The sequence below is a fragment of the Actinomadura sp. 9N215 genome, assembly GCF_044326345.1.
Lineage (GTDB): Bacteria > Actinomycetota > Actinomycetes > Streptosporangiales > Streptosporangiaceae > Spirillospora.
This window is the reverse complement of sequence record NZ_JBIRBA010000012.1, coordinates 65,118-91,110: the sequence shown is the minus strand read 5'-3', so window position 1 is coordinate 91,110 and position 25,993 is coordinate 65,118. Positions and strand designations below refer to the sequence as shown.

Genomic DNA, 25,993 nt, shown 5'->3' with positions numbered 1-25,993 from the left:
AACTGACAGGCACGGTCCAAAGTGACGCAAAACAAGATCGAATGGAGGTTGTACAGGCCCATTTTGGGACCATCATCGGCCAGGCCGCTCAAGCCTGGCCAAACCCGTGCAGATCGCCGAGCGCCAGTGGCCCGCGCCAGGGGCTCCGATAGCCTTGCCACCGTTGAAACGGGTCGTTTCGAGGTTTTCGCGGTCGGAGTGGGAGCGGGGCAAGGATGGCGGTTCAGCTGCTTCGGGACCTGATCGACATCCCCGAGCGGGTGCTCGCCGGGGATTTCGTCCTCATGCTGGCCAAGGGCGTCGAGGCGGACTCGACCGTCCGGGACTACGTGGTCACCGACCAGTTGAAGGGATGCTTCGACCAGGCCCTCGGCATCATCCAGTCGACCGTGGAAGGGCGGCAGTCGCGGGCCGTGTACCTGGACGGGTCGTTCGGGTCCGGTAAGAGCCACTTCATGGCCGTGCTGCACGCGCTCCTGCGCGGAGAGCCCGAGGCGCTGCAGAAGGACGGGCTGAAGGACGTCGTCCGGGGTCATCGGGATTGGCTGAAGGGCCGCAGGTTCCTGCTCGTCCCGTTCCACATGATCGAGGCGGTGTCGCTGGAGTCGGCGGTGCTGGGCGGCTACGTCCGGCATGTGCGGGAGCTGCGTCCGGACGCGCCGCTGCCCGCCGTCTACCGGGACGAGGGGCTGCTCGCCGATGCGCGGGAGCTGCGGGCGACGCTGGGCGACAAGGCGTTCGTCGCGGGCATGTCCACCGGGACGGAGGAGGAGCAGGAGTGGGACGCCGTCGGCTGGACGAGCGAGCAGCTCGACGCGGCCCTCGCCGCGCCGCCCGGTGACGGCGAGCGCAGGCGGCTGGTCGGGGACCTCGTCGCGACGCACTTCAAGCGGTACGCCGACGCCGTCAGCGGGACCGACTCCTTCATCGAGCTCGACCGCGGGCTGGCCGAGATCAGCAGGCACGCGAAGAACGTCCTCGGCTACGACGCGATCGTGCTGCTGCTGGACGAGCTGGTGCTGTGGCTGTCCGGCTACATCGGCAACATCGAGCGGGTGCAGGCCGAGGCGCAGAAGGTGTCGAAGCTGGTGGAGTCGGCCGAGCACGACCGGCCCGCGCCGATCGTCAGCTTCGTCCCCCGGCAGCGGGACCTGCGGGAACTGGTCGGGCGGGACGTCGCCGGGGCCACCACGGCGAGCCTGTTCGACACGCTGAAGTACTGGGACGGCCGGTTCGACACCATCAAGCTGGAAGACCGCAACCTGCCCGCCGTGGTGAAGGCCCGGCTGCTCCGCCCGAAGAACGAGGAGGCGGAGAAGGCGCTGGACACGGCGTTCGAGCGGGTCGCCAACGCCCGGTCGGAGGTGTGGGAGGCGCTGCTGGACGCGCAGGGCGGCGCGTCCGACGCGGAGGCGTTCCGCGCGACGTACCCGTTCAGCCCGGCGTTCGTGCACGCGATGGTCGACATCTCGTCGGCGCTGCAACGGCAGCGGACCGCGCTGAAGCTGATGCAACAGCTCCTCGTCGACTATCGCGACGTCCTGCCGGTGGGGCAGCTCATGCCGATCGGCGCGATCTACGACGTGCTCGCGCGGGGCGCCGACCGTCCGTTCACCGACAAACTGCGCGGCGAGTTCCAGCAGGCCAAGGACTTCTACACCGGCCGCCTGCTCCCCTACCTGCTGGACAAGCACGGGCTGACGCCCGAGCAGGTCGCGGACCTGCCGTCCCGGCACGCGTTCCGCGCGGACGACCTCGTCGTCAAGACGCTGCTGCTCGCGGCACTGGTGCCGAACGTGCCCGCGCTGCGCGCCCTAACCGCCGGACGGCTCGCCGCGCTCAACCACGGCTCGATCGTCACGATGCTCCCCGGGCAGGACCGGGTGATGGTGGGCAAGACGCTCCGGGACCTGGCCGGCGAGTTCGGCCAGTTCCAGGTGTCCGGCGGGGACGACCCGACGGTCGAGGTGTCGCTGATCCGCGTCGACACGGCGGGCCTGCTGCGCAGCGTCGTCAACGTCGATGACGACGCCGCCAAGCGGCGCCTCGTCAAGGCGATGCTGTGGAAAGAGTTCGGCGCGCAGGACAAGGGCGAGTTTGTCACATCCCGTCCGATCGTGTGGAAAGGCACCGAACGGGTCGTCGAACTGGTCTTCGGCAACGTACGGGACCGTGAGCGGCTCCCCGATGAGCAGTTCGAGCCTGAGATGCCGGGCGCGCTGCGCATGGTGGTGGACTATCCGTTCGACGAGGGTGACAAAGGCCCGGCCGAAGATCGGCGGCGGCTTCAGTCACTTCAGGAGAAACCTGACCCGCCGCTGACGCTCGCGTGGGTACCGTCATTCCTGTCCCGGGCCCGGCTCGTGGAGCTGGGCGATCTGATCCGCATCAACTACCTGCTGGAACGCGCCGACCGGCTGGACGAGCTGACCGCCACTCTCAGCGCAAGCGACCGCGAGCACGCGCGCAGCCAGTTCCGGAACCGGCAGGCGGCGATGAGCGACAAGCTCCGCACGGCGCTGCGCCGCGCCTACGGGCTCGCGAGCCCGGAGGACGCCGACCTCGGAGCCCGGTCCGAAGACCCGGTCATCGCGCTCGACTCCCGGCTCGAACTGCGCACCCCGGCGGGCGTCGAGTTCGGGGAGGCCCTTCAGCGCCTCGCCGGACAGCTCCTCGACCACGCCTACCCCAAGCATCCCGACTTCGACCCGACCGGCCGCCGCCAGGTGATCCGCAAGAGCGAGGTCACCACCGTGCTGCGGACCGTGGAAGAGGCGGTGCAGAACCGGGTCGGTCGGCTGGAAGTTCCCCGGACGGACCTGCCGGTGCTCAAGCGCGTCGCTCACCCAGCGCAGATCGCCACCGTGAGCGAAGTGTTCGTGGTGCGCGACGACTGGAAGATGCTGCTCGGGCGTAAGGCCGCGCAGAGTGGCCGTCCCGTTCAAGAGGTCACCGTTCGCGATGTACGGAAATGGATTCTGGACGAACAACCGGGGCTTCCGCCGCTCATGGTCGACCTGATCACCGCGTGCTACGCCCTGCAGGACAACCGCTCCTGGTTCCGGGGCGAACGGCAGATCGCCCCGCAGGAACCCGGCGAGATCCATTCCGACATGATGCTGCGCCGCCAGGAGTTGCCGAGCGAGGACGAATTCCAGCGCGCCGGCGACCGGGCCGAGGCGATCTTCAGCGTGGTGAAACAGCCGGTGAACACGGCGCGGGCCGTCCAGTCCATGGCGAGCGCGGTGCGCGGTCAGGCTGGTGACCTGGTCAGCGCCTGCGAAACCCTTGTCACGATCTTCACCGACAATCGTGACACCCTCGGGCTGGACGATGACTCGCCTCGCCTCGTGACCGCGAAGGCAACGGCCGCGCTGCTCAACCGGGTGGCGGCGGAGACGGACCCGACGAAGCTGCTCAAGAAGCTGGCCGCCGCCGAACTGCCCGGTGACGGGGAGGTCTACCGGGCCGTGCTGACGAGCGTCCGAGATCTCGTCGGCGCCCTCCCGGCCCTCCAGTGGCGCATCCTCGACCAGCTCCCGCCGCTCGCCGCGAGCTCCGGCCCCAAGCAGGAACGCGCGGCGGCGCTGCTGGAACGTCTGCACAACGCGACACGCCACGACGAATACACCGTCCCGCTCAAGGCCCTGATCCAGGAGATCGAGAGCCTCGCCGTCGACCTCATCATCGACATCGATCCGCCGCCGCCGCCACCGCCGCCGCCACCCGGCCGTCCGACGGTGACCAGGCGGATCGCGGCGCGCGAGGTCGCCAAGGTCGCCGAAGAGCTGTGCGAGAACGCGGACGCGAACCCCGAGGCCACGTTCGAGATCACCTGGCGGATCGTGGACGAATGAGCGAGCAGACCGCCGGACGGAACGTCGTGCCCGAGGCGAATCCGAGTGTCGTGGAGGGGGCGCTGCGGCATGCGCTGCGCAAGGCCGCCGCGCACCGCGAACGGTTCGGGCCGTCCACCGGGCAGGAGCGCGTGCTGCTGCTTCGCGCCGCGCCGGAATGGCGGCAGCCGTCGGACGAGGTGACCGCCACGGTCGACGGCGACGAGAAGGTCACGGCGGTCGTCCGGGCGTGCCGGACTGTGCTGTCCGTCCTCGAGGCACTGGACGAACCGAGGGACGCCGAGGCGTACCTGGTGGTTCTGACCCCGTGCGAAAGCGAAGAACTGGGTGACTCGGTGCTCGCGCGCGCGCTCGGCAACGAGGTTCGGACGATCAACAGGTGGGATCTGGTCGCGGACGCGTTCGGCGCGCGAAGGCTCGATCCGCGCCTCAGCGGCCGGGAGTACCGCTGGGTTGCCGAGGCGCTCATCGACGCGCAGCCCGGGACCGGCTGGAGGCACGTCAACGCGCCCGTCCTCCAGCTCGAAACGGTGCTGCGGCGGCTGACGGCGGCGCGGTTCGGCAAGGACGAGGACGAACGGCTCGACGCGGCGGCCCTGCTGGAGTGGAGCCGCGACGAGCTGCGCGTCGGCCGATTCGCGGCACTGCCCGCCGAGGAGCGCGCCGGTCTGGCGAGCTGGCTGGAGGCATCGGTCGGTCCGGTCGCCAGGGTGGTGTTCCGGCTGCTGGCAGGCGGGCAGGTGCAGGACGCGGTGCCGTTCGGGCTCGCGGCGGCGGAGCTGTACGCGGCGGCGGTCGGACGGAAGAAACCACTCGCCGAGGCCCGTGTCCGCGCCGAGGAGCGCTTCCTCGGCGGGTCGGCCCCGGACGAGGCGTCGCTGCGGGCGTTCGCCGAGGCGGCCGAATCGCTCGTGCTGCGGTGGAACGACAACGGCCACACGGCCGAGGCCAGGCTGGCGTGCTCCCGCGCCGAGGAGATCCTCGCCGAGCTGCGCGTCGGCGACCTGGCGGGCACGAGCAAGGTCCTCGACGCGGGCCTGGACGCCAGGCTGGCCGCGCTCGCGGGTGAGCTGGCGTCCGTCCTGCCCGCGCCGCGCGCCGGGGAGCTGGGCGAGGCGGAGGCGGCGCTGGACGCGCTGCTCGAACACCGCCGTCCGGGCGGTCGCGCGGACGAGGTCGAGGCGGCGGTGTGCGCCGTCCGGCTCGTCCGCTGGCTGGCGGCCCCGGAAGATCCGCCCGCCACCGTCGCCGAGGGCGCCACCAGGCACGTCCGCTCCTGGGGCTGGGTGGACAGGGCCGTGACGGTCGTGTTCAACGCCGACACGAGCCGCGTGCAGCGTGCGCGGGCGGCCTACGCCGGGCTCTTCCACGCCGTCAGGACCCGTCGGGCGGAACTGGACCACGCGTTCGCCGACCGGTTCGCCGCGTGGACGGCCGCGTCCGCCGACCCCGGACGGCTGCTGCTCGCCGAAACCCTCCTCGCGGGGACGGCCCGTCCCGTGGCCGAACGCGCCGCGCCGCTGATCATCGTCGTGGACGGGATGAGCGCCGCCGACGCGTGCGCGCTCGCCGAGGAGATCACCGCGTCCCGGACCTGGCGGGAGGTCGGCCGCGAGGCCGACGGGCGTGAGGCGGCACTCGCGACGATCCCGTCCACGACGGTCTTCTCCCGGGCCAGCCTGCTCTGCGGCGCCCTCACCTCCGGCGGGCAGTCCAAGGAGCGGACCGGCTTCGCGGCGATGTGGCGCGGGCGGCGCAGCGAACTGTTCCACAAGGCGGGTCTCGGCACCGGCCCGGGCGCACGGCTGTCGGACGACGTGCGCCGCGCCATCGAGGACGCGGGGACCGTCGTCGGCGTCGTCCTCAACACCGTCGACGACGCCCTCGCGGACGACTTCCGGGTCAACGCGCCGGCCTGGCGGCTCGACCAGATCGACTACCTCCCCGCGCTGCTCACCGAGGCGGCCGGAGTGCGCCGCCCCGTCGTCATCACCTCCGACCACGGGCACGTGCTCGACCATCGCGACGGCGTGCAGCCGGTGACCGCCGAGTCGGCCCGCTACCGCTCCGGCCCTCCCGGGGACGGCGAACTGGCCGTGCGCGGACCGCGCGTCCTCGCGACCGGGGGCGAGGTGACCGTGCCTTGGGACGAGCGCGTCCGCTACCTCCCCCGGCGCGCCGGGTACCACGGCGGCATCTCGCCCGCCGAAATGGTGATACCCGTGCTGGTGTTCGTCCCGCCCGGCGTGCCCGCCCCCAAGGGCTGGTTCGAATACGACACCGCCTCGCTGCACGAGCCGCCCTGGTGGAACCCGCTCCCGGCGGCCACCGTGACGCCGCCCGCGCCCCGGACGACCGCCGTCCAGGACGACGACGCCCTCTTCAGCGTCACCGAAGCCACGGTGGCCACGGCCGGGGTCGGGACCCAGATCGTGGCGTCCGCGCTGTTCGCCGCACAACGCCGTTTCGTGCGGAAGGCGCCGCCGGACGAGGAGGTCGCCGCGCTCGTCGACGGGCTCGTCGACGCGGGCGGGAAGCTGCCGACCGGGCAGGCCGCCGCGCTCGTCGGGCAGCCCGCGTTCCGGATGGCGGGCTACCTGTCCACGGTGGGGCGGCTCCTCAACGTCGACGGCTACCAGGTCATCGGCGAGAGTGACGGCGGCCGCACCGTGGAGCTGGACGTCCGGCTGCTCACGCTCCAGTTCCTGGAGGCCTGATGGACGTCACCGCAGTGAGCGCGGCACGGCGCCGGGAGGTGATCGACGCGCTGCGGCGCGGCACCGTCCCGCACGCCGGGCTGGACCTGTTCGCCGTGGGGCTGGAGCGATTCGAGAACGCGCTGGACGAGGAGCTGTCCACGGTCGCCGCGAAGGGTGCGGTGTTCAAGGCGGTCCGCGGGGAGTACGGCTCCGGCAAGACGTTCTTCGCGCGGTGGCTGGCCGAGCGGGCGAAACGGCGCGGGTTCGCCGTCACGGAGATCCAGGTCTCCGAGACCGAGACGCCGCTGCACCGGCTGGAGACGGTGTACCGGCGGCTGGTGGAGCGGCTCGCCACGTCGTCGCACCGGCCGAGCGCGCTGCGGGACGTCATCGACGGCTGGTTCTACACGCTGGAGGAGGACGTCCTCGCCGCGGGCTCGGTCCCGTCCGACGCGGACGGGATGCCCGACGCCCGCGCGCTCCAGCAAGGCGTCGACGAGCTGCTCGAAAAGCGGCTCGCGTCGGTCGCCCGGACGACGCCCGCGTTCGCCGCCGCGTTGCGCGCCTACCGCAGGGCGACTCTGTTCGGCGACGCCGCCGTCGCCGAGGGACTCATCGCCTGGATCGGCGGGCAGCCGAACGTGTCCGCGGCGGCGAAGCGGACCGCCGGGATCAAGGGCGACCTCGACCACTTCGGCGCCCTGGGGTTCCTGCAGGGACTGCTGGCCGTCCTGCGCGATTCCGGGCATCCGGGGCTGCTCGTCGTCCTGGACGAGATCGAGACGCTGCAGCGGGTGCGCGGCGACGTCCGGGAGAAGGGACTCAACGCGCTCCGCCAGCTCCTGGACGAGATGGACGGCGGCCGCTTCCCCGGCCTCTACCTGATGATCACCGGCACTCCGGCGTTCTTCGACGGCAACCAGGGCGTCCAGCGGCTCCCGCCCCTGGCGCAGCGGCTCACGACCGACTTCGGCGACCCGAGGTTCGACAACCCCCGCGCGGTGCAGATCCGGCTGACCGGGTTCGACCAGGAGAAACTCGTCCGGCTCGGCGGACGTATCCGCGACCTCTACGCCGTCGGCGCGCATCCGCGCGTCGCCTCGGTGGCCGACGACGCGTATGTCGGCGAGCTGGCGCGGGCCGTGACCGGTGAACTGGGCGGGCAGGTCGGCATCGCCCCGCGAATCTTCCTGCGCAAACTCGTCGAGCAGGTGCTCGATCGCGTCGACCAGTTCGACGAATTCGATCCGCGTCGCCATTATTCGCTCACGCTTTCGTCCGCTGAATTGTCACCGGTGGAGCGAAACGCCTGGCGGCAGCGCGCGGCCGACGCCGACGACGTCGAGCTCGACCCGCCATGAGCCCCGCGGGCCGAATGGGCGCGCTCCACCCGTCCCTCGCGCACCACATCATCAACAGTCTGGGCTGGACGAAACTGCGTCCCCTTCAGGACGAATCGCTCGCGCCGCTGCTGGACGGCGACGACGCACTCCTGCTCGCGCCGACGGCGGGCGGCAAGACGGAGGCCGCCCTCTTCCCGCTGCTGACGCTAATGGCCCAGGAATCCTGGGGTCCGGTGTCCCTGATTTACGTGGCCCCACTCAAAGCATTGCTCAACAATCTTTTGCCACGCCTGGAGACCTACACCGGCTGGCTTGGAATGCGGACCGGAATCTGGCACGGCGACGTCACCGGCGGACAGCGCGCACGCCTGCTGCGCGAGCCTCCCGAAGTTCTGCTGACCACACCGGAATCGCTCGAATCCATGTTGGTGAGCACAAAGGTGGATCACCGCCGCTGGTTCTCCGGCGTCCGCGCCGTCGTGGTGGACGAGGTGCACGCCTTCGCCGGCGACGACCGGGGCTGGCACCTGCTGGCCGTCCTGGAACGGCTGACGCGGCTGACGAACGGCCCGATCCAGCGTGTCGGGCTGTCGGCCACGGTCGGGAATCCGGAGTCGCTGCTGAGCTGGCTCCAGGGCTCCTATCGCCGCTCAGCGCACGTCATCGCGCCCGGGGTGGACGTTCCAGACCGTCCGAGCAGCCACCCGGCGTTCACGGACCCCGCGGGCCGACCGCCGCCCGGGGAGGTGCAACTCGACCACGTCGGATCCGTCGCCAACGCCGCCAAGGTCATCGCGGCCCTCCATCCCGGTGAGAAACGTCTCGTCTTCTGCGACTCGAAGCGGCTCGTGGAGGAACTCGGAGCCGCGCTGCGCGCCCGGGGCGTGACGACCTTCCTGTCCCACGCGTCGCTGTCGGCGGACGAACGGCGACGCTCCGAGCAGGCGTTCGCGGAGGCCCGCGACTGCGTCATCGTGTCGACCAGCACCCTCGAACTCGGCATCGACGTCGGCGACCTGGACCGCGTCCTCCAGATCAACGCGCCCGCGTCCGTCGCGTCCTTCCTCCAGCGCTTCGGCCGTGCTGGAAGGCGCACGGGGACCGTCCGGAACTGCCTTTTCCTCGCCCTGGACGAGCCGGGATTCCTGCACGCCGCCGGGCTCCTGCTCCTGTGGGGCCGGGGCTGGGTGGAGCCGGTCGTCCCGCCTCCCGAGCCCCGGCACATCGTCGCGCAGCAACTCCTCGCGCTCTGCCTCCAGGAGCGGCGGATCGGCTCCCACCTGTGGCGCGACTGGCTCGGCCGATTCGGTGACGGCGCCGAACCGATCGTCCGCCATCTGACCGAGCGCGGCTTCCTCGACTCCGACGGCGGCATGCTGTTCATCGGGCCGGAAGCCGAGAAACGCTTCGGCCACCGGCATTTCATGGAGCTGACAAGCTCGTTCACCGCCATGCCCGAATTCACGGTGATCAGCGGCCGGGACGAGATCGGCCGCACCGATCCCGCGCTGCTGACCGAGCGGATCGACGGGCCGCGCCTGCTCCTGCTGGCCGGCCGGTCCTGGCGGGTCACCTGGACCGACTGGAAACGCCGCCGCTGCTTCGTCGAACCCGCCGACGCCGGCGGCAAGGCCCGCTGGACGGTCCCGGCGCTGGACGGCATGTCGTTCGCCCTAGCCCGGGCCGTCCGCGAGGTGCTCCTCGGCGCGACGCCTCCCGTCCGGCTCACCCGGCGCGCGGAGCGGGTGCTCGCCAGCGTCCGAGAAGCGGCGATCGACACCGTCCACCCCGGTGGGACGGTTATCGCCCGGTCCGGTGACGATGTCCGCTGGTGGACGTGGGCCGGTCACCGGACCAACGCGACCTTGAAGGCGACGCTGAGCGAGTTGACCGACCCTGGGCAGCGCGTGGACGACTTCAGCATCCGGCTCCGCGCCGGCCTCACCGCCTCCCTGTGGAAGGCCGCGCGCGACGAGGGCCGTGAGCACCCGTGTCTTCCGTCGGCTGATGTGAGGGCGTTGGACGGGCTGAAGTTCAGTGACGCGCTTCCGGGGCGGCTGGCCGAGGCCACGCTGTCGGCGCGGCTGGCCGATCTGGGTGGTGCCGAGATCGTTCTGGGCGAGCTCTGGCGGGTCCGGCTCTGAACTTTCAGCAGACTTTTACAATGCCGATTCCCGGGCTTGGGGCGGGTCAGCCGAAGCGTTCGCGGAGGGCGGGGAGGAGGTCGGCCTCCGCCCAGGTCCGGAAGTCCTTCTGGTGGTCGGGGCCGGACTGGCAGAACGAGATGTGGGTGAAGCCCGCGTCGGCCCACTGCTGGACGGCCCGGACGTAGTCGTCCACGTTGTTGCCACAGGGGACTGACTCGGCCACGTCTTCGGGACGGACGGTCTTCGCGGCCGCCTCGAAATTGACGGGGCCCGGCAGCTCGGCCATCACCTTCCAGGCCGGGACGGAGAATCGCCAGATGCGGTGGGCGCGCCGCATGCACTCGTCATAGTCGTCGCCGTACGCGACGGGGATCTGCCCATAGACGGGTTTGCCCGCGCCGCCCTCCTTGCGGAAGAGGTCGACGACGGCGGCGACCGGCTGATCGGACACGAGGAGGTCGGCGTGGCGGGCCGCGAGCCGTCCGGCGCGCGGGCCGTAGGCGGCCATCCCGATCGGGACGGGCCGGTCCGGCAGGTCGTACAGCTTCGCGGAGTCGACGGTGAAGTGCCGGCCCCGGTAGTTGACGTAGTCGCCGCCGAACAGCGCCCTGATGATCTCGACGGCCTCCTCGAACATGTCGTGCCGGACGTCCACCGAGGGCCAGCCGCGCCCGACGACGTGCTCGTTGAGGTTCTCGCCCGCGCCGAGCCCGAGCGTGAAACGGCCGTCCGACAGGACGCCCATCGTGGCGGCCTTCTGCGCCACCACCGCCGGGTGGTAGCGCATGATCGGGCAGGTCACGAACGTCATCAGCGGGATGCGGTGGGTGGCCTGGGCGAGGGCGCCGAGCACCGACCAGGCGTAGGCGGAGTGGCCCTGGTCCTCCAGCCACGGGAAATAGTGGTCGGAGATGACCGAATAGCCGAAGCCCGCCTCCTCCGCCTCGACCAGGTCGGCGACGAGCTGCTTGGGCGGGGTCTGCTCGCAGAGCAGCGTGTATCCGAATTCCATGCCGGGTCGCATACCCGTCCGGCCGGTCCGAATCGTCAAAGCGGGGTCAGGGTCTCGCTCGCCAGGGCCCGTCTCGCGCCTGTTTTGGGGCCCGTGGGGCGCATGCGGTGGGCGTGTCACGGGGGCAGTGCGACCCGGCATGCCGGGCGTGGCGGGACCCCTTACTTGGCCACTGTGAGTGACATCTGCTATACGTAGAGCTACCTCGCTTCGACCTGGGGCGGGGGAAGGGACATCCGGTATCCACCTTGAGAACCGGGCGTGACAAGGGAGAAAAGGAACCACATGAAGTCCTTCAGCTACAGCGAGCTGGACAAGCTGGCCGGCGAGGTTCTGCCGGAGCGCGCCGTGCTGTCCACCCTCCTCGTCGGTGGCGGCGAAAACGACAACGGCAACCTCAACTTCAACCACAACAACGGTGGCGGCCACCACGGCGGCGGCACCACCGCGGTCGTGCCGAACTGCCAGGCCATCAACAACAACCCGCAGGGCGGACTCGTCGGCGCGCTGGGCCTCAGCTCCAACAACCCGACCTCCTCGTTCACCTGCGCGAGCAGCTCGGTGGTCTCGGGTCACTGATCCGGCACAGCGTGACTGCGGGCTTCTAGCCCGTATGGGAAGGGCTGGCGTTCTCCCGCCAGCCCTTCCCCCTCTTTCCGCTCCACCTCTTTTCCGCACCACGCGAAAGTGAACCGATGAGCGACTCGCACCCTCATACCTTCAGCTACGCGGACCTCGACCGGCTCACCCCCGAGGTCCTCCCCGGGCGGCTGCTGCTGTCGGCCGCCGTGCCGCTCGGCGGTGGCGGCGACGGAGGCGGGGACGGCAGCACCACGATCGTCTACGCCTGCCAGGCGACCTACTCCCCCGGCAACACCGGCCTCCTCGGGACTGGCCTGTTCGCCCAGGCGCCGTACTCCTCCCTGACCTGCGTCCCGGGCACCGTCGTCCAGCAGCACTGATGGGCGCCCCCAGCACACCGGCCGTGGACGGCGCGGAACCGCCCGCGGCCCTCACGCTGCCCGCGCTCGTCGACGGGGCCGAACTCGTCGGCGAGTTCAAGAACTCCGGATACCGCGAGCCGCCCCAGCTCGTCCGGCTCCCCAACGGCCAGCTCGTCCGGCTGCCGCCGCTGCTGTTCCTCGTCGTCAAGGCGCTGCGCGAGCACCGCCACCTCGCGGACGCCGACGTCGGGCAGGCCCTCGACCGGGTCGCCGACGCGGTCAGCGAGGAGGCGGGCGCGCGGCTGACCGGCGAGCAGATCGTCTACCTCGCCGACCGCAAGCTCGCCCCGCTCGGCGTCACCACCTACAGCGACGGGACGCCGCCGCCGGCCGCCAAGCCCGACCCGTTCCTGGCGCTGCGATGGCGTGTCGCGGTGTTCCCCGAGTCGTTCACCTGGTTCGTCGCCGGCCTGTTCAGCTGGCTGTTCCGGCCCGTGGTGCTGGCGCTGATGATCGTCGCGTTCGTGGTCGGCGAGGGCTGGCTGCTCACCACCGGGTCGGTGGCGGACGCGCTCTCCGCGACGATCCTCAACCCGGTCAGCATCCTGCTGATCATGGGGCTCGGGGTCGCGTCGGTCGCGTTCCACGAGGTCGGGCACGCCACCGCGTGCCGGTACGGCGGCGTCAGACCCGGCGTCATGGGCTGCGGTATCTACCTGGTCTGGCCGGCGTTCTACACCGACATCAACGAGTCGTACCGGCTCGGCCGCGGCGGACGGCTCCGCACCGACCTCGCCGGCGTCTACTTCAACGCGATCTTCATCGTCGGGCTGGCGCTGGCGTACCAGCAGACGGGGTTCGAGCCGCTGCTGGTCGCCGTCCTGTACGTCAACCTGCAGATGGTCCAGCAGCTCCTGCCGACGCTGCGGTTCGACGGGTACTACATCATGTCCGACCTGATCGGCATCCCCGACCTGTTCAGGTACATCGGGCCGATCCTGCGCCGGACCCTGCTGCGGCGGCCCGCCGACGCGCGGCTGGACGACCTCAAGCGCTGGCCGCAGATCTTCGTCACGCTGTGGGTGCTGACCGTGCTGCCGCTGCTGATCTTCCAGCTCGGCCTCATCATCAGCCAGGTCCCCACCCTGGTCGCCAAGGACTGGATGATGATGCGGGGGCTCGCGTACGAGGCCACGCACGGCGCCGGGGCGCTCGAACTGATCACCTCCGGGTTGCAGATCGTCCTGCTCGTCCTGCCGCTGGCGGGGGTGGCGCTGATCCTTTACGGGATGGGCCGCTGGGTGGTGGGGTGGGCCGTCCGGTACGTGCAGGGCCCCGCGACGAAGCCGATGCCGGACGCCTGATCACGTCTTCGCGGGGTCCTTGGCCGGCGCGGACGGGCCGTGCCATTCCAGGATCAGGACGGTGGCGTCGTCGTCCAGGCGTCCCTCGTGGTGTTCGAGGATGCTGTGGACGAGGCGCCGCAGCGTCTCGGGGACGGGCAGCCCGTCGGCCGCGCGTTTGACGATGAAGTCGACGAACCGCTGCATGCCGAACTCCCGCTTGTCCGGGTCGCGGGCCTCCACGATGCCGTCGCTGTAGAGCAGGATGCGGTCGCCGGGCTGGAGCTGCTCCGCGCACAGCTCGGGGACCACGCCGAGCCCGGTGCCGAGCGGGGTGCCCGGCCGGCAGTCCAGCGTGGTCACCCAGCGGCCCCCGCGGATGACCACCGGCTGGGGGTGGCCGTGCGTGATCCACGACAGGATGCCGGACCGGAGGTCGAGTTCCATCAGGACGGCGGTGACGAACCGTGCGCCGGCGTCCTGTTCGAGGAGGACCCGCTCGATCGTCTGCCCCGTCTCGACGAGGTCGGCGCCCTGGAGGCGGGCGTTCCGGCAGGCCGCGATGGCGAGGCTGGACGTCAGCCCGGCGGTGGTGTCGTGCCCCATGGCGTCGAAGATCCCGAGGTGCACGGTGGCGCCGGCCAGCGCGTAGTCGAAGGTGTCGCCGCCGAGCCGGTACGCCGGTTCGAGCGCGGCGCTGATGACGACCTGGTCGTTGGCGAAGGTCATCGGGGGCAGCAGCCGCCACTGCATCTCCGCCGACACCGTCATGTCCCTGGTGCGCACCAGCCGGGAGAGCGAGTCGCTGTACGGCCCCTTGCTGACGATCATCAGTGCGACCAGGCCGGCGAGGTACTCGGCGTCGTCCTTGGCGCGGTCGTCGTCCTTCCGGATCGTGACCCTGATGACGCCCATCCGCTCGGACCCGTCGAGGATGGGCAGCCAGTACTGGCAGGTCCCGTCGTCGAACACCTGGCCGGTCACCGGCTCGACGGTCTGGAAGGCCCGGCCCGCGATGGTCCCCTCGACCTTCAGCTCGGCGGTTTCCGGGCCCGGGTCCTGCCCGGCGTCCTCTCCCTTCCCGGTCAGCAGCCGCAGCACGGTCTGCTGAAGGTCCACCATGTAGATCACCGCGTCGTGCAGGCCGGCGTCCGCGGCATGCGTGGCCACCGCGCCCGGCAGCTGCTCCATGGACATGAAGTGGCTGGCCGCCACCAGCTCTCTCAGCATCGGCCGGCGTCCAGCGTCGTATGTTTCCTGTCGGGGTACATTCGGGACGCCATACCCGATGTCGGCCCGCCCATGTGCCGGAAGCCCAGGTCAGCTGCGCGACGGGGACGGCGCGGCGGGCAGCATCGCCGCGATCTCGGGCTTCAGCAGCTCGCGGACGGCCGCGTACCCGGCGCCGAAGTTCAGGTTGCCGCAGCCGTCGCTGCCGCCGGTGAGGTAGGCGAGCCGGAACTCGGTGGCCATGAAGAACGCGCTGAAGCGCGGCGGGCTCGTCTCCGAGCCCGGGGTCAGGGCCTTGCTGGGGAAGAAGTCGGAGCGTTTGAACCGGCCGTCGGAGTTGCACTGGTCCCAGCGGCGCTCGGTCGAGGCCGGGTTCTGGGCGACGAGGGAGCGGATGCGGGTCACGCCCGCGTCCGTCAGCGCCGTGGGACGGAACACGTCGGTGTTGGCGAGCCTGCGGCCGGTGCGCAGGTCGACGGTGACGACCTCGCCGCCTGGCGACCCGTCCGCCTGCTGGCACCAGTCGTTGAGCATGAAGTAGCGGACGGACACCAGCCGCGGGCCGCGCAGCCCGAGCGTCGTCTCCAACCCCAGCTTCATGGGCTTTCCCTGGCAGGGGGCCTCGGACGAGCGCGCGATCGCGATGAGGCGGTCGAGGGGGCCGCGCAGCTCGGCGTTGATCCGGCGTTGCAGGGCGGGGTCGTCCAGGCCGCTGACGGTCGGGAACCGGGCGTTCTGGATCTGGATCGGCGCCCGTCCGCCGGGGAGCGTGCGGTTTTCGGAGGTCAGGGTCACGACGGCGACGGGGTCGGGCCGCGGCTCCGTGCTGTCCCGCGCCACGTAGACGCCGCCCGCCGTCGTGGCCACGACGGCGACGCCGGCGGCGGCCATCGTGCCCTTGCCCGCGGCGGTGGCGAGGAAGCCCTTGCTCACGGACGTCCCGACGGCGCCCGCGCCGCCGTGCGCGCCCGCGGTACCGGCGCCCGCCGAGGCCGCGCCGCCGGCGGCGGTCGCGGACGCCGCCGAGGGGACCGTGAGCGCCGCGAGCGGGAACAGCGCGGCCAGCGCGACCGCGGCGGCGGCCAGCGCGCGGACGCCCCGCTGCTCCCAGTCGCTCCCGTAGGCGGCGACGGCCGCGGACTCCAGCAACGTCACGAACGACGCCGCGCCCATCGGCCGCTCCCCCGGGGTCTTCGCCATGCCCTGCAGGACGAGCGGGCGCAGCGGCTCCGGCACGTCCGCCGTGTCGACGGGCGCGGTGAGGTGCTGGTTCATCAGCACGGCCCGCTCGGCCGCCGTGAACGGGCGGCGTCCCGTCACGCACTCGAAGAACACGCAGGTCGCGGCGTACACGTCGGTGGCGGGCATGGACGGCTCACCGCGCCACTGCTCCGGCGCCATGTAGACGGGCGTCCCGGCGAACGAGCCGTGCCCGGCCAGGACGGCGACGCCGAAGTCGACCAGCTTGCTGAGCCCGTCCGCCTGCACCACGACGTTCGCGGGCTTGTAGTCGCGGTGGACGACGCCGACGGCGTGCGCTTCGGCGAGCCCGAGCAGTGAGCCCTTCAGCACGAGCAGCGCGGCCTCCGGCGCGAGCCTCCCGTGCTCGCGCAGCACCTCCTTGAGCGACGCGCCGTTGATCGCCTCCATCACGATCGCGGCGCCCTGCTCGCTCTCGGTGAAGCGGTAGAGGCGCGCCACGTACGGGCTGGTCAGCCTGCCGAGCATCTGCGCCTCGGACCGCAGCGCCGCGACCGCGCCCGGGTCGCCCTGGACGAGGTACTTGATCGCGACCGGTGTCCCGGACGCGGTGTGGCGGGCGAGGACGACCCGTCCCTGCGCGCCGCGTCCGAGCTCACGGTCCTCGGTGAACTCCGCCAGGCTCCAGTCCATCCCGCGCTCCCCGCACTTTCTCGTTCATGTTCCACAGGACGGTGACGCCGCCGCGTGAGGAAAGGTTCGCGGATAGTACGCCTTACCGCCAACCCCGTGCGGAGCCGGGCCCCGCGCGGGCGGAGCCGGGCCCCGCGCGCGGGCGGAGCCGGGCCCCGCCGCCGGGGGTGAGATGGGACACAGGGGCGGCGGCGGGCGCGCGGCTCAGGGAACGGTCGAACGCACAGGTCACGGCCCCGCTTTATCGCTTTCTGCCAAAAGCTCCAGAAAGCGCTGCCATGAATTGTCGGGGGGATTGTGCTAAACCCGTCGGAGGTTCGCCGACGCGGAAGGATCCCCATGGGTGCGGCGGAGGCTCTCGGCAACGTGATCGACACGGAGCGCTATCCGCTGACCGCGCCCGGCGGCGCCGGCTGGAACGCCGTCGTTTCCCGGACCCGGGACGAGCTGGCGAAATCGGGATGCCGCGTGCTGCCCGACTTCATTCGCCCGGCAATGCGGGACGCGCTGCGCGCGGAATGCGCGGCGGTCGCGCCGCGCGCGCATTACGACGTCGAAACCGTGAACGCGTACAACATCGACGTCCGCACCCCATTGCCGGAGGACCATCCGGGCCGGATCACGGTCGAGCGGGGGAACGCGTTCGTCGCGCGCGACCACATCCCGGCGGGCTCCATCGTCCAGGTGCTGTATTCGAGCGGGCTCTTCCAGCGGTTCGTGGCGGCCTGCTTCGGGCTGCCGCGCGTGCACGAGCTCGCCGACCCGCTGTCGGGGCTGTGCCTCAACGTCGTGAACCCGGGGATGGAGCATCCCTGGCATTTCGACACCAACGAGTTCACGGTGAGCCTGCTGACGCAGGAGTCCGAGGACGGCGGCGCCTTCGAGTACTGCCCGAACATCCGGTCGGCGGAGTCGGAGAACTTCGGCGACGTCCGCCGGGTGCTGACGGGGGCGGGCGACGATCTCGTCCACCGGCTCGCCCTTCGCCCCGGTGACCTGCAGCTTTTCAAGGGACGGTACGCGCTGCACCGGGTCGCCGCCGTCACCGGGACGACGGCGCGGCACACGGCGATCTTCGCCTACAGCGAGCGGCCGGGGGTCGTCGGGAGCGTCGCCCGCACGCGGCAGCTCTTCGGGCGCGTGCTGCCCGAGCACCTGGCGGCGCGGGGACGCGCCGTCCGGGGCGACCGGCTCCTCGACTGACCGCTGGACTGGAGGCACTCCTTGCGCGTCGACACGACCGGGAAGATCTCGCTCGGCCACATCTACACGCGGCCCGATCCGCGCGCCTACTTCGGCACGCTCCGCGGCCTCGACTACCACATCCCGGAACTGGCCAAACCGCACTTTCGCGGCCTCATCGCCGAATACCGGGAGGCGCACCGGGTCCCGGTCCCGACCGTTCTGGATATCGGCTGCTCCTATGGCATCAATGCGGCCCTGGTGAAATACGACGCCACCATGGACGACCTGTACGATCGCTACAGCGGCCGCGACGCCCACCGGCATACACGCGGAACGCTGCTCACCCGCGACCGGGAGTTGGTCCGTTCCGTTGATCGTGAAGACCAGGTGCGGTTCCTGGGCCTCGACGCCTCCGCCGAGGCCCTTTCCTATGCGCTCGAAGCCGGTTTCCTGGACGGCGCCGTCCACGCCGATCTGGAGAACGGAGATCCGACCGACCGGCAGCGCTCGCAACTCGCGGAGACCGACCTCGCCATCTCCACCGGCTGCCTCGGATACGTCACCGAGCGCACCATTTCCCGGATCGTCGCCGCGCACGGGGAACGGCGTCCGTGGATGGCGCATTTCGTGCTGCGGATGTTCCCGTTCGACGCGGTCGCCGAGACCCTCGCCGCCGCGGGCTACGAGACCGTCCGCCGCGACGGGCTGTTCAGGCAGCGGCGGTTCGCGACGCCGGAGGAGCGGTCGCTGGTCCTGGACCGCCTCGCGGACGTAGGCGTCGACCCGTCCGGCCTGGAGACCGGCGGCTGGTTCTACGCCCAGCTCTACATCTCACGTCCAAGCACCTGACAACGCACACGTACGAGGAACGAATTGAACGCCAGCGAAGAGATCTCGCCCCGCACGTTCGGCAACGAGGCGGACCTGCCGCGCGTGCCGCTGCCCACGCTCGACGCGACCTGCCGGCGGTTCATGGAATGGTGCGCGCCGCTGCTGACCGACGACGAGCGGGCCAGGACCGAGGCGGCGCTGGCAGACTTCGCCCGCCCGGACGGGCCAGGACGCAAGCTGCAAGCGGCGCTGGAACGCTACGACGCGTCCGAGGGCGTCCACAGCTGGCTCGACACGTTCTGGCCGTACCGGTACCTGGGCCGCCGCGACCGGATCGCGCTGAACGCGAACTTCTTCTTCCTGTTCGAGGAATCGCCCGAAGGCCAGGTGGAGCGCGCAGCCGGGCTCATCGCCGGCGCGCTGGACTACAAGCTCCGGCTGGACGACGAGACCGTCCCGCCGGTGGTGCAGCGCGGCCGCCCGCTGTCGATGGCGCAGAACAGGTTCCTGTTCTCGACGACGCGCATCCCGGGCGCACGGCAGGACACCGTCCGCGCGCCCTACACGGACGAGTGGCCCGGGCCGTCGCAGGCCCGCCACATCGTGGTGTTCTACCGCGGCAACCTGATCAGGATGGACGTCCTCGGCCCCGGCGGGCGCCCCCACACGCTGGACGAGCTGACCGCCGGCCTCGGCACGATCATGAAGGCGGAGGCCGCGCCCGAACCGTCCGCGGGACACCTCACCACCAAGGCGCGCGCCGAATGGGCGGCCGGCCGCGCGGCCCTCCTGGCCGCCGACCCCCGCAACGCGGACGCGCTCGACGACGTGGAGACGGCGCTGTTCTGCCTCTGCCTGGAGGACTTCACGCCCAAGAACACCCTCGACGCCTGCGACCACCTCCTGCACGGCGACAGCGGCAACCGCTGGTTCGACAAGGCGGTGTCGTTCATCGTCTTCGCGGACGGGACGGCCGGCATCAACGTCGAGCACTGCGGCCTGGACGGCACCACGATCCTCAGCTTCGTCGACGCGCTGCTCGGCACGCCGCCGGCGGTGGTCGCGCAACGGTCGGGCGCCAGCTCGCAGGGCCTCCCGGCCATCGAGCCGATCGAGTTCGTCCTGGACGACGCGCTGCGGCGCGACATCCGGGACGCCGCGTCCTCGTTCGCCGCGTACGGCGCCGCGACCGCCACCACGACGGTCTCGTTCGACGGTTTCGGCGCCGACGAGATCAAGCGGCTGAAGATGTCGCCGGACGCGTTCGTCCAGATGGCGTACCAGCTCGCCCACAGGCGCGCGAAGGGCCTCACCGGCGCCACCTACGAGTCGATCGCGACCCGCCAGTACCGGAACGGGCGCACCGAGGCCATGCGGGTCGTCACGCCCGAGGTGCTGCGCTTCGCCGAGGTAATGGAGGATCCCGGCGCCGGCTTCACGGCCCGCAGGGACGCGTTCCGCGCCGCCGCCGACGCGCACGTCAGGCGCGCGAAGGAGTGCCAGGCCGGGCAGGCCCCCGAACAGCACCTGTGGGAGCTGCAACTGATCCACGAGCGGCGCGGCGCGGAGCTCGGCGGGGCCGAGCCGCTGCCGCTGTTCGAGACGCCCGGCTGGCGCACGATGCGGGACGACTATCTGAGCACCAGCTCGGCGCCGTCCGCCCACATCCGGTACTTCGGGTTCGGGTCGACGAGCGAGCAGTGCGTCGGCGTCGCCTACGTCCTGCTCCCGGACCGCTTCAACGTCTACCTCAGCACGCCGCGCCCGGTGGCGGACGCGATGTTCGCGTTCGCCGACCGGCTGCGCGACGCCGTCCACGAACTCCGCGACCTGCTCGCCTGACCCGCGTCCCGCTAGGTCGTGGCGAGCGCCTCGGTGGGGCTGAGGCGGGACGCCCGGATCGCCGGGTAGAGCCCGGCCATCGCGCCGATGACGAGGGTGGCCGCGACGCCGCCCGCCACGGCCCACGCGGGGATGACGACCGGCCAGCCCTGGTACAGCGCGTAGATGCTCGTCACCAGCGCCCCGATCACCGCGCCGCCGATCCCGCCCAGCGCGGACAGCAGCAGCGACTCGGCGAGGAACTGGGTGCGGATCTGGCCGCGGGTCGCGCCGAGCGAGCGGCGCAGCCCGATCTCCGAGCGGCGCTCCAGCACCGAGATGACCATGGTGTTGGCCACCCCGACGCCGCCGACCAGCAGCGCCACCGCGCCGAGCCCGAGCAGCAGCCCGGTGAACGCCTCGCCCGCGGCCTTCCGCGCGGCGAGCGCGTCCGAGGGGCGGGACACCTCCACCTCGTTCGGCGCCTCCGGGTTCGCGGTCGCGCCGAGCACGTCCCGGACGTCCTCGACGCCCGCGTCCTGCGACCGGGTGTAGATCGTCGTCGGATGCCCGTCGAAGCCGAGCCTGGCCTGCGCGGCGGGCCAGCCGACCAGCGCGGCGGTGTCGATCTCGGGGGCGAGCGGCGCCTTGTCGAGGATGCCGACGACGGTGAACCAGCGGCCGCCGATGAGGACCTGCACGTCGGGGCCCGCGTGGCCGATCCCGAGCCGTTCCGCAGCGGCCGACCCGAGGACGGTCGCGGGGAAGCTGCCGGTCGCGGGGTTCAGCCAGGCGCCGCTGCGCAGGTCCGCGCCGATCGCGGCGCGCAGGTCGGTGCGGGCGGCGTAGGCGGCGATCCCCTTGGTCTCCGTCTCGGGCATCTTGCCGGTGCGGTAGACCTTCGCGTCGTCCAGCAGGGCGATGGCGGACACCTCCTGGACCGGTGCGATCCGTCCGACCATCGCCTCCGATTCGAGCGGGAGCTGCGCCTCCTCGCCGGTCAGGGTGCTGCCGGGCGAGACGGTCAGCAGGTTCGTGCCGAGCGCGGCGAGCGCCCGGTCGAGGTCGGCGCGCGACGACGAGGACACGCCGACGACCGCGACCATCGCCGCGATCCCGATCGCGATGCCGAGCGCCGACAGGAACGCCCGCATCGGACGGGTCCGCAGCCCGACCGCGCCGACCCTGACGACGTCGCCCGGCCACATCCTGGCCGGTTGGAGGGGCGCGGCTCGCGTCCCGGCGCGCGTCGGGGCCGTCACAGCGTCGCCTCTGCGAGCGCTGTGTCGTGGGCGGTGTCGTCCACGACGAGGCCGTCGCGCATCCGGACCTGGCGGGGCAGGCCGGCCGCGATCTCGCGGTCGTGGGTGATGACCACGACGGTGGTGCCGGCGTCGTGCAGCTCGCGGAGCAGCGCCATCACCCCGTCGCCGGACGCCGAGTCGAGCGCGCCGGTCGGCTCGTCCGCCAGGAGCAGCGCCGGCTCGCCCGCCACCGCCCGCGCGATCGCGACGCGCTGCCGCTCGCCGCCGGACAGCTCGTGCGGCTCGTGGTCCAGCCGGTGGCCGAGCCCGACCCGCTCCAGCGCCGCCGCGGCCTTCCGGCGCCGCACCGCCGGGCGGAGCCCGGTGTAGAGCAGGCCGTCCGCGACGTTGTCGATCGCCAGCGTGCCCGCGGCCAGATGGAAGTGCTGGAAGACGAACCCGATGCGGGTCGCCCGGAGCGCGGACAGCTTCGCGTCCGGGAGCCGTCCGACGTCGTGACCGTCGATGTGGACGGTGCCCGCCGTCGGCCGGTCCAGCGTGCCGAGGACGTTCAGCATCGTCGACTTGCCCGACCCGGAAGGACCGACGATCGCGACCAGCTCGCCCGCGCCGATGTGCAGCGACACCCCGGCCAGCGCGCGGACGCCGCCGGAGTACTCCTTCGTCACGTCCCGCAAAGTGATCATTTCGGTACCCCCACGAGGACGCCCTCCGCGATGCCCTGCCCGGAGACCTCGACCTTCCCGTCCGCGAACAGGCCCGTCTCGACCGGGACGTACGACGACGTCCCGCCGTTCACGACCTCCACGCCGAACCCGCCCTCCCGCAGCGCGACCAGCGCGGACACCGGGACGGTCAGCACGCTCTCGCGCTCCCCGGCGGTGAACGTGACGTCGACGGACGCGAGCGCGTACCCGGCGGCGGCCTTCTTCGCCTTCCCGGAGGCGAGCCAGATCGTGACCTCCACCTTCGTGGTCGGGTCCTCGTTCTGCTCGCCCGGCTCGATCACCGTCGTGACCTCGTCGATCTTCGCGGCGACGGTCTTGTCCTCCGGCAGCGTCACCTCGACGGCGGCGCCCTCCTTCGCCATCCGCTGGTCGGCGGTGTCGAGCTCGACCGTGACGGCCTTCGCCGTGCCCGTGTAGTCGAGGACCTTCTTGCCGGGCGCCGCCGGCTCGCCCGCGTTCGCCTGGACGGTGTCGACCCGGACGGGCCCGTCCGCGAACGCGACCCGTCCGAGGTCCACGATCCCGGTCTCCGCGACGCCGATGTCGTCCTGCCATTCCTGGACGGCGTCGGCGGTGTCGGCCGTGTACTCGTCGTCCACGGTGAAGCCGTCGTAGCCGAGCGCGCTGAGGTTCGCCTCGAACCGCTTCACGTCGGAGCCCTCCGTGCCGATCCGCAGCGGGCGGTACGACGGTTTCGAGCCGTACATCAGCACGACCGGGTCGCCGTCCACCTCGTACAGCGCGTGACCCCGGGTGATCTCGTCGCCGCTCTCGGGGAGGTTCGTCAGCGTGCCCTTCGCCTGGCTCGTCGCCGTATGCGCGGGGCCGTAGCCGAGCCGGCCGTCCTCGGTCCTGGTGTCCTTGAGCGTCTGCTTGGTCACCTTCGCGGTGGCGGGCGGCAGGCCGGTCGCCGCGCCCGCGCCTGAGCCGCCGCCGTCGCCGAACACCGCGACGGCGGCGACGCCGCCCGCCGCGACCAGCGCCGCGGCGGCGAGCGCGAGCCTCAGCCTGGGCCGGCGGCGGCGCACCCGATGGTCCCGCGCCTCCTTCGGCGGGGCGGGCTCCACGGTGACGCCGCCCGTCACTTCCGCCCGCCCTGGAGGACGTCCTGGCACTTCTGCTGCGCCGTTTCGAGGTCCGGGTCGTCCCCGACCGTGTTCTTGTCGATCATGATGCCGCGCTGGCCGGGCTTCGGGTCGGGGAACTTCTCGACGCCGTTCTGCCGCATGCACTCGGCGAACTTGCGGCCCCGCTCCTGCTCCTTCGGATCCGGCGCCCCGGTGGCGTTGGCCTGCGGGTTGTACTTCCGGCACGCCTCCATGGCCTTGTCGACGGTCGCCTTGGGCACGTCCTTGATCTTGAGCTGGATGCCCTGGCCCGGCTTGGGGTCGTCCATCTGGACGCCGTTCTCGCGCATGCACTGCGCGAACTTCACGCCCATCTCGTCCTGGCTCAGCTTCTCGCCGCCGCCCCCGGCCGCGGCGGTCTGCTTCGCGCCGCCGACCGACGCCACCCCGCCCGAGTCGCCGTCGTCGCCGCCGCACCCGGTCAGGGCCAGGGTCAGCGCGAACGGCAGCGCCGCCAGTATCCGCAGTCGCATGTCATGTGCTCCTCGTCTCGGCGGCCGGAGCGGTTCCGGCCGGACGATGAGCGATGCAACCCGCCCGCACGTTTCCCCCTCGTTTCCCCGGGTCCGGGCGCGATCACTAACGGAAACGAAACAGCCCGTCGGGCACCATCGCGAGTGGTAGAGGTGTGGAAGGAGGGCCCATGCGGGTGCTGGTGGTAGAGGACGAACGGCTCCTCGCCGACGCGATCGCCGAATGGCTGCGGGACGGCGCGCACGCCGTCGACCTCGCCTACGACGGGGCGGCGGCGCTGGAACGCGTCGGCGTCAACGACTACGACGTGGTCGTCCTCGACCGCGACCTCCCGCTCGTGCACGGCGACGACGTCTGCCGCGAGATCGTGAGCGGCGAGACGACGGCGCGGGTCCTGATGCTGACCGCCGCCGCGGAGATCACCGACCGGGTCGACGGCCTCGGGCTCGGCGCGGACGACTACCTGACCAAGCCGTTCGCGTTCCCCGAGCTGGCCGCCCGCGTGCACGCGCTGGCCCGCCGGTGCCGTCCCGCCGCGCCGCCGACGCTGCGCCGCGCCGGCATCACCCTCGACCCGGCGCGCCGGGAGGTGTTCCGGGACGGGCGCTACGTCCCGCTCGCGAAGAAGGAGTTCGCCGTCCTCGCCGAGCTGCTGCTCGCGGACGGCGCCGTCGTGTCCGCCGAGCAGCTGCTGGAGAAGGCGTGGGACGAGCACGCCGACCCGTTCACCGGGGCCGTCCGGCTCACCGTCCTCAAGCTGCGCCGCAAGCTCGCCGACCCGCCCGTCGTCGAGACCGTCAAGGGAGCGGGGTACCGGATCCCATGAGGCTGTCGCTGCGCGCCCGCCTGACCCTCACCTACGGCGGCCTGTTCTTCGTCGCCGGGGTGGTCCTCCTCGGCGTCACCTACGCGCTGTTCGACCAGCAGTTCTCCCGCTCGGGCGGAAAGGTCATCGCCACCACCCGCATGAACCAGTCCCCGGGCACGATCGCCCCGACGGGCACGAGCACGCCGACGGGCACGAAAACGCCGCAGGGCCAGCGCGTCCTGGGCGACGACCTCGCGCTCATGCCCGAGACCGAACGGCTGATGCAGAAGCAGCGCGAGGAGCTGCACCACGCGGCCGTCACGTCGCTGGTCACGCAGGGGTCGATCGCGCTCGGCGTCGTCGGCGGGGCCGCGGCGGCCTTCGGCTGGCTCATCGCCGGACGGGTCCTGTCCCCGCTCCACCGCGTCACCGAGACCGCCCGCCGGATCGCCGGATCGCCCGCCGCCGACCGCGTCCTGCACGAGCGCATCGCCCTCGAAGGCCCCCGCGACGAGGTCAAGGAGCTCGCCGACACCTTCGACACGATGGTCGAACGGCTGGACCGGTCCTTCGACGGGCAGCGCCGGTTCGTCGCCAACGCGTCCCACGAGCTGCGCACCCCCCTCACCCTCGGCCGCGCGCTGGTCGAGGTCGCGATGCACCGCGAGTCGGCGTCCCCGGACGTCCGGCAGCTCGGCGAGACCCTCCTGCAGATCAACTCGCGGCACGAGCGCCTGATCACCGGGCTGCTGCTGCTCGCCCGCTCGGAGAACGAGATCACCGCCCGGGCGCCCGTCGACCTTGCGGACATCGTGGGGCATGTGACGTCCCAGACCTCCCTGGAGGCCAAGGACGCCGGCATCACCGTCGAGACCGACGCCGCCGAGGCCATAACGGCCGGCGACGCCCTCCTCCTCGAACGGGTGGTGCAGAACCTCCTGGAGAACGGCCTGCGCCACAACACCGAGTCCGGCTGGGTCAGGGTGGTGAGCCGGACGCGGGACGACCAGGCCGTCCTTGAGGTGTCCAACTCCGGGCCCGCCGTCCCGCCCTACGAGATCCCCGCCCTTTTCGAGCCGTTCCGCCGACTGAACAACGACCGTGTCGTCACGGCCAAGGGCGCGGGTCTCGGCCTGTCGATCGTCCAGTCGATCGTGCGGGCGCACGGCGGCGCCGTGACCGCCGTCCCGCGCGAGACCGGCGGCCTCCATATCACCGTGTCCCTCCCGCCGGCGCCGTGACCCTCGTCAGCGCCGCGTCCCTCCCGTCCTGCTTTGTCCGGTTAT

At 71.7% G+C, this 25,993-nt stretch carries 19 protein-coding genes; 12 read left to right on the top strand and 7 right to left on the bottom strand.

Annotated features, from left to right (window positions below; translation table 11 throughout):
• The first annotated feature begins 215 nt into the window (after window positions 1-215).
• From ACH34T_RS21000 to ACH34T_RS20985, 4 genes are read left to right on the top strand one after another with little or no spacing between them, the layout of a single operon-like run.
• Complete coding sequence (locus ACH34T_RS21000; RefSeq protein ID WP_395993876.1) at window positions 216-3,857, top strand: phage resistance protein; 3,642 nt, start codon at window positions 216-218, stop codon at window positions 3,855-3,857.
• Window positions 3,854-6,574, top strand: a complete 2,721-nt coding sequence (gene pglZ / locus ACH34T_RS20995) for a BREX-2 system phosphatase PglZ (RefSeq protein ID WP_395993875.1) — start codon at window positions 3,854-3,856, stop codon at window positions 6,572-6,574. Before ACH34T_RS21000 ends, pglZ begins: the two co-directional genes overlap by 4 nt.
• Window positions 6,574-7,917 carry a BREX system ATP-binding protein BrxD gene (gene brxD, locus ACH34T_RS20990; RefSeq protein WP_395993874.1) on the top strand — a complete coding sequence of 448 codons (1,344 nt, stop codon included), beginning with the start codon at window positions 6,574-6,576 and terminating at the stop codon, window positions 7,915-7,917. The genes pglZ and brxD overlap by 1 nt, the downstream gene beginning before the upstream one ends.
• Before the next feature lie 14 nt (window positions 7,918-7,931).
• Complete coding sequence (locus ACH34T_RS20985; protein ID WP_395993873.1) at window positions 7,932-10,043, top strand: DEAD/DEAH box helicase; 2,112 nt, start codon at window positions 7,932-7,934, stop codon at window positions 10,041-10,043.
• 46 nt (window positions 10,044-10,089) lie between these two features.
• Here the strand turns inward: ACH34T_RS20985 and ACH34T_RS20980 are convergent, their stop codons facing one another.
• Window positions 10,090-11,058, bottom strand: coding sequence for a TIGR03557 family F420-dependent LLM class oxidoreductase (locus ACH34T_RS20980; protein ID WP_395993872.1), 969 nt, complete (start codon window positions 11,056-11,058; stop codon window positions 10,090-10,092).
• A 285-nt stretch (window positions 11,059-11,343) separates the two neighbouring features.
• On the opposite strand from ACH34T_RS20980, the gene ACH34T_RS20975 reads away from it, so the two are divergent.
• The 3 genes from ACH34T_RS20975 to ACH34T_RS20965 all read left to right on the top strand — a co-directional run bounded on the left by ACH34T_RS20975 (window position 11,344) and on the right by ACH34T_RS20965 (window position 13,366).
• Window positions 11,344-11,637, top strand: coding sequence for a hypothetical protein (locus tag ACH34T_RS20975; protein ID WP_395993871.1), 294 nt, complete (start codon window positions 11,344-11,346; stop codon window positions 11,635-11,637).
• Between the two features lie 116 nt (window positions 11,638-11,753).
• A complete protein-coding gene (locus ACH34T_RS20970; RefSeq protein WP_395993870.1) occupies window positions 11,754-12,020 on the top strand; it encodes a hypothetical protein in 267 nt (88 codons plus the stop codon).
• Window positions 12,020-13,366 (top strand): hypothetical protein, encoded by a 1,347-nt coding sequence (locus ACH34T_RS20965; protein WP_395993869.1) that lies wholly within the window; start codon window positions 12,020-12,022, stop codon window positions 13,364-13,366. Before ACH34T_RS20970 ends, ACH34T_RS20965 begins: the two co-directional genes overlap by 1 nt.
• On the opposite strand, the gene ACH34T_RS20960 is transcribed toward ACH34T_RS20965, so the two are convergent.
• Together ACH34T_RS20960 and ACH34T_RS20955 are read right to left on the bottom strand one after the other, a co-directional pair.
• Window positions 13,367-14,575, bottom strand: coding sequence for a PP2C family protein-serine/threonine phosphatase (locus tag ACH34T_RS20960; protein WP_395993868.1), 1,209 nt, complete (start codon window positions 14,573-14,575; stop codon window positions 13,367-13,369).
• 90 nt (window positions 14,576-14,665) lie between these two features.
• Window positions 14,666-16,468: a serine/threonine-protein kinase gene (locus ACH34T_RS20955; protein ID WP_395993867.1), complete on the bottom strand. Its 1,803-nt coding sequence runs from the start codon at window positions 16,466-16,468 to the stop codon at window positions 14,666-14,668.
• A gap of 339 nt (window positions 16,469-16,807) precedes the next feature.
• Between ACH34T_RS20955 and ACH34T_RS20950 the strand changes: the two genes are divergently transcribed.
• The 3 genes from ACH34T_RS20950 to ACH34T_RS20940 are packed head-to-tail and all read left to right on the top strand — an operon-like array spanning window position 16,808 to window position 20,326.
• Window positions 16,808-17,671, top strand: coding sequence for an arpA protein (locus ACH34T_RS20950; protein ID WP_395993866.1), 864 nt, complete (start codon window positions 16,808-16,810; stop codon window positions 17,669-17,671).
• 21 nt (window positions 17,672-17,692) lie between these two features.
• Complete coding sequence (locus ACH34T_RS20945; protein WP_395993865.1) at window positions 17,693-18,502, top strand: class I SAM-dependent methyltransferase; 810 nt, start codon at window positions 17,693-17,695, stop codon at window positions 18,500-18,502.
• A 24-nt stretch (window positions 18,503-18,526) separates the two neighbouring features.
• The gene (locus ACH34T_RS20940; protein ID WP_395993864.1) at window positions 18,527-20,326 is read left to right on the top strand and encodes a choline/carnitine O-acyltransferase; all 1,800 of its coding nucleotides are present in this window, start codon (window positions 18,527-18,529) and stop codon (window positions 20,324-20,326) included.
• A gap of 11 nt (window positions 20,327-20,337) precedes the next feature.
• Here the strand turns inward: ACH34T_RS20940 and ACH34T_RS20935 are convergent, their stop codons facing one another.
• Genes ACH34T_RS20935 through ACH34T_RS20920 form a run of 4 tightly spaced genes read right to left on the bottom strand, consistent with a single transcriptional unit; the run spans window position 20,338 to window position 23,898 of the window.
• Window positions 20,338-21,513, bottom strand: a complete 1,176-nt coding sequence (locus tag ACH34T_RS20935; protein WP_395994037.1) for an ABC transporter permease — start codon at window positions 21,511-21,513, stop codon at window positions 20,338-20,340.
• A 50-nt stretch (window positions 21,514-21,563) separates the two neighbouring features.
• A complete protein-coding gene (locus ACH34T_RS20930) occupies window positions 21,564-22,256 on the bottom strand; it encodes an ABC transporter ATP-binding protein (RefSeq protein WP_395993863.1) in 693 nt (230 codons plus the stop codon).
• Complete coding sequence (locus ACH34T_RS20925; RefSeq protein WP_395993862.1) at window positions 22,253-23,383, bottom strand: peptidoglycan-binding protein; 1,131 nt, start codon at window positions 23,381-23,383, stop codon at window positions 22,253-22,255. Before ACH34T_RS20925 ends, ACH34T_RS20930 begins: the two co-directional genes overlap by 4 nt.
• A complete protein-coding gene (locus ACH34T_RS20920) occupies window positions 23,380-23,898 on the bottom strand; it encodes a hypothetical protein (RefSeq protein WP_395993861.1) in 519 nt (172 codons plus the stop codon). The genes ACH34T_RS20925 and ACH34T_RS20920 overlap by 4 nt, the downstream gene beginning before the upstream one ends.
• A gap of 170 nt (window positions 23,899-24,068) precedes the next feature.
• On the opposite strand from ACH34T_RS20920, the gene ACH34T_RS20915 reads away from it, so the two are divergent.
• Together ACH34T_RS20915 and ACH34T_RS20910 are read left to right on the top strand one after the other, a co-directional pair.
• Window positions 24,069-24,725, top strand: coding sequence for a response regulator transcription factor (locus tag ACH34T_RS20915; RefSeq protein WP_395993860.1), 657 nt, complete (start codon window positions 24,069-24,071; stop codon window positions 24,723-24,725).
• Window positions 24,722-25,948 (top strand): sensor histidine kinase, encoded by a 1,227-nt coding sequence (locus ACH34T_RS20910; protein WP_395993859.1) that lies wholly within the window; start codon window positions 24,722-24,724, stop codon window positions 25,946-25,948. Before ACH34T_RS20915 ends, ACH34T_RS20910 begins: the two co-directional genes overlap by 4 nt.
• The last annotated feature ends 45 nt before the right edge of the window (window positions 25,949-25,993 follow it).

What these genes read in the sequence shown, in the direction of transcription:
- ACH34T_RS21000 (WP_395993876.1), top strand. Translation starts at nt 216, where the DNA reads ATGGCGGTTCAGCTGCTTCGGGACCTGATCGACATCCCCGAGCGGGTG.
- pglZ (WP_395993875.1), top strand. Translation starts at nt 3,854, where the DNA reads ATGAGCGAGCAGACCGCCGGACGGAACGTCGTGCCCGAGGCGAATCCG.
- brxD (WP_395993874.1), top strand. Translation starts at nt 6,574, where the DNA reads ATGGACGTCACCGCAGTGAGCGCGGCACGGCGCCGGGAGGTGATCGAC.
- ACH34T_RS20985 (WP_395993873.1), top strand. Translation starts at nt 7,932, where the DNA reads ATGGGCGCGCTCCACCCGTCCCTCGCGCACCACATCATCAACAGTCTG.
- ACH34T_RS20980 (WP_395993872.1), bottom strand. Translation starts at nt 11,058, where the DNA reads ATGGAATTCGGATACACGCTGCTCTGCGAGCAGACCCCGCCCAAGCAG.
- ACH34T_RS20975 (WP_395993871.1), top strand. Translation starts at nt 11,344, where the DNA reads ATGAAGTCCTTCAGCTACAGCGAGCTGGACAAGCTGGCCGGCGAGGTT.
- ACH34T_RS20970 (WP_395993870.1), top strand. Translation starts at nt 11,754, where the DNA reads ATGAGCGACTCGCACCCTCATACCTTCAGCTACGCGGACCTCGACCGG.
- ACH34T_RS20965 (WP_395993869.1), top strand. Translation starts at nt 12,020, where the DNA reads ATGGGCGCCCCCAGCACACCGGCCGTGGACGGCGCGGAACCGCCCGCG.
- ACH34T_RS20960 (WP_395993868.1), bottom strand. Translation starts at nt 14,575, where the DNA reads ATGCTGAGAGAGCTGGTGGCGGCCAGCCACTTCATGTCCATGGAGCAG.
- ACH34T_RS20955 (WP_395993867.1), bottom strand. Translation starts at nt 16,468, where the DNA reads ATGGACTGGAGCCTGGCGGAGTTCACCGAGGACCGTGAGCTCGGACGC.
- ACH34T_RS20950 (WP_395993866.1), top strand. Translation starts at nt 16,808, where the DNA reads ATGGGTGCGGCGGAGGCTCTCGGCAACGTGATCGACACGGAGCGCTAT.
- ACH34T_RS20935 (WP_395994037.1), bottom strand. Translation starts at nt 21,513, where the DNA reads ATGTGGCCGGGCGACGTCGTCAGGGTCGGCGCGGTCGGGCTGCGGACC.
- ACH34T_RS20930 (WP_395993863.1), bottom strand. Translation starts at nt 22,256, where the DNA reads ATGATCACTTTGCGGGACGTGACGAAGGAGTACTCCGGCGGCGTCCGC.
- ACH34T_RS20920 (WP_395993861.1), bottom strand. Translation starts at nt 23,898, where the DNA reads ATGCGACTGCGGATACTGGCGGCGCTGCCGTTCGCGCTGACCCTGGCC.
- ACH34T_RS20915 (WP_395993860.1), top strand. Translation starts at nt 24,069, where the DNA reads ATGCGGGTGCTGGTGGTAGAGGACGAACGGCTCCTCGCCGACGCGATC.
- ACH34T_RS20910 (WP_395993859.1), top strand. Translation starts at nt 24,722, where the DNA reads ATGAGGCTGTCGCTGCGCGCCCGCCTGACCCTCACCTACGGCGGCCTG.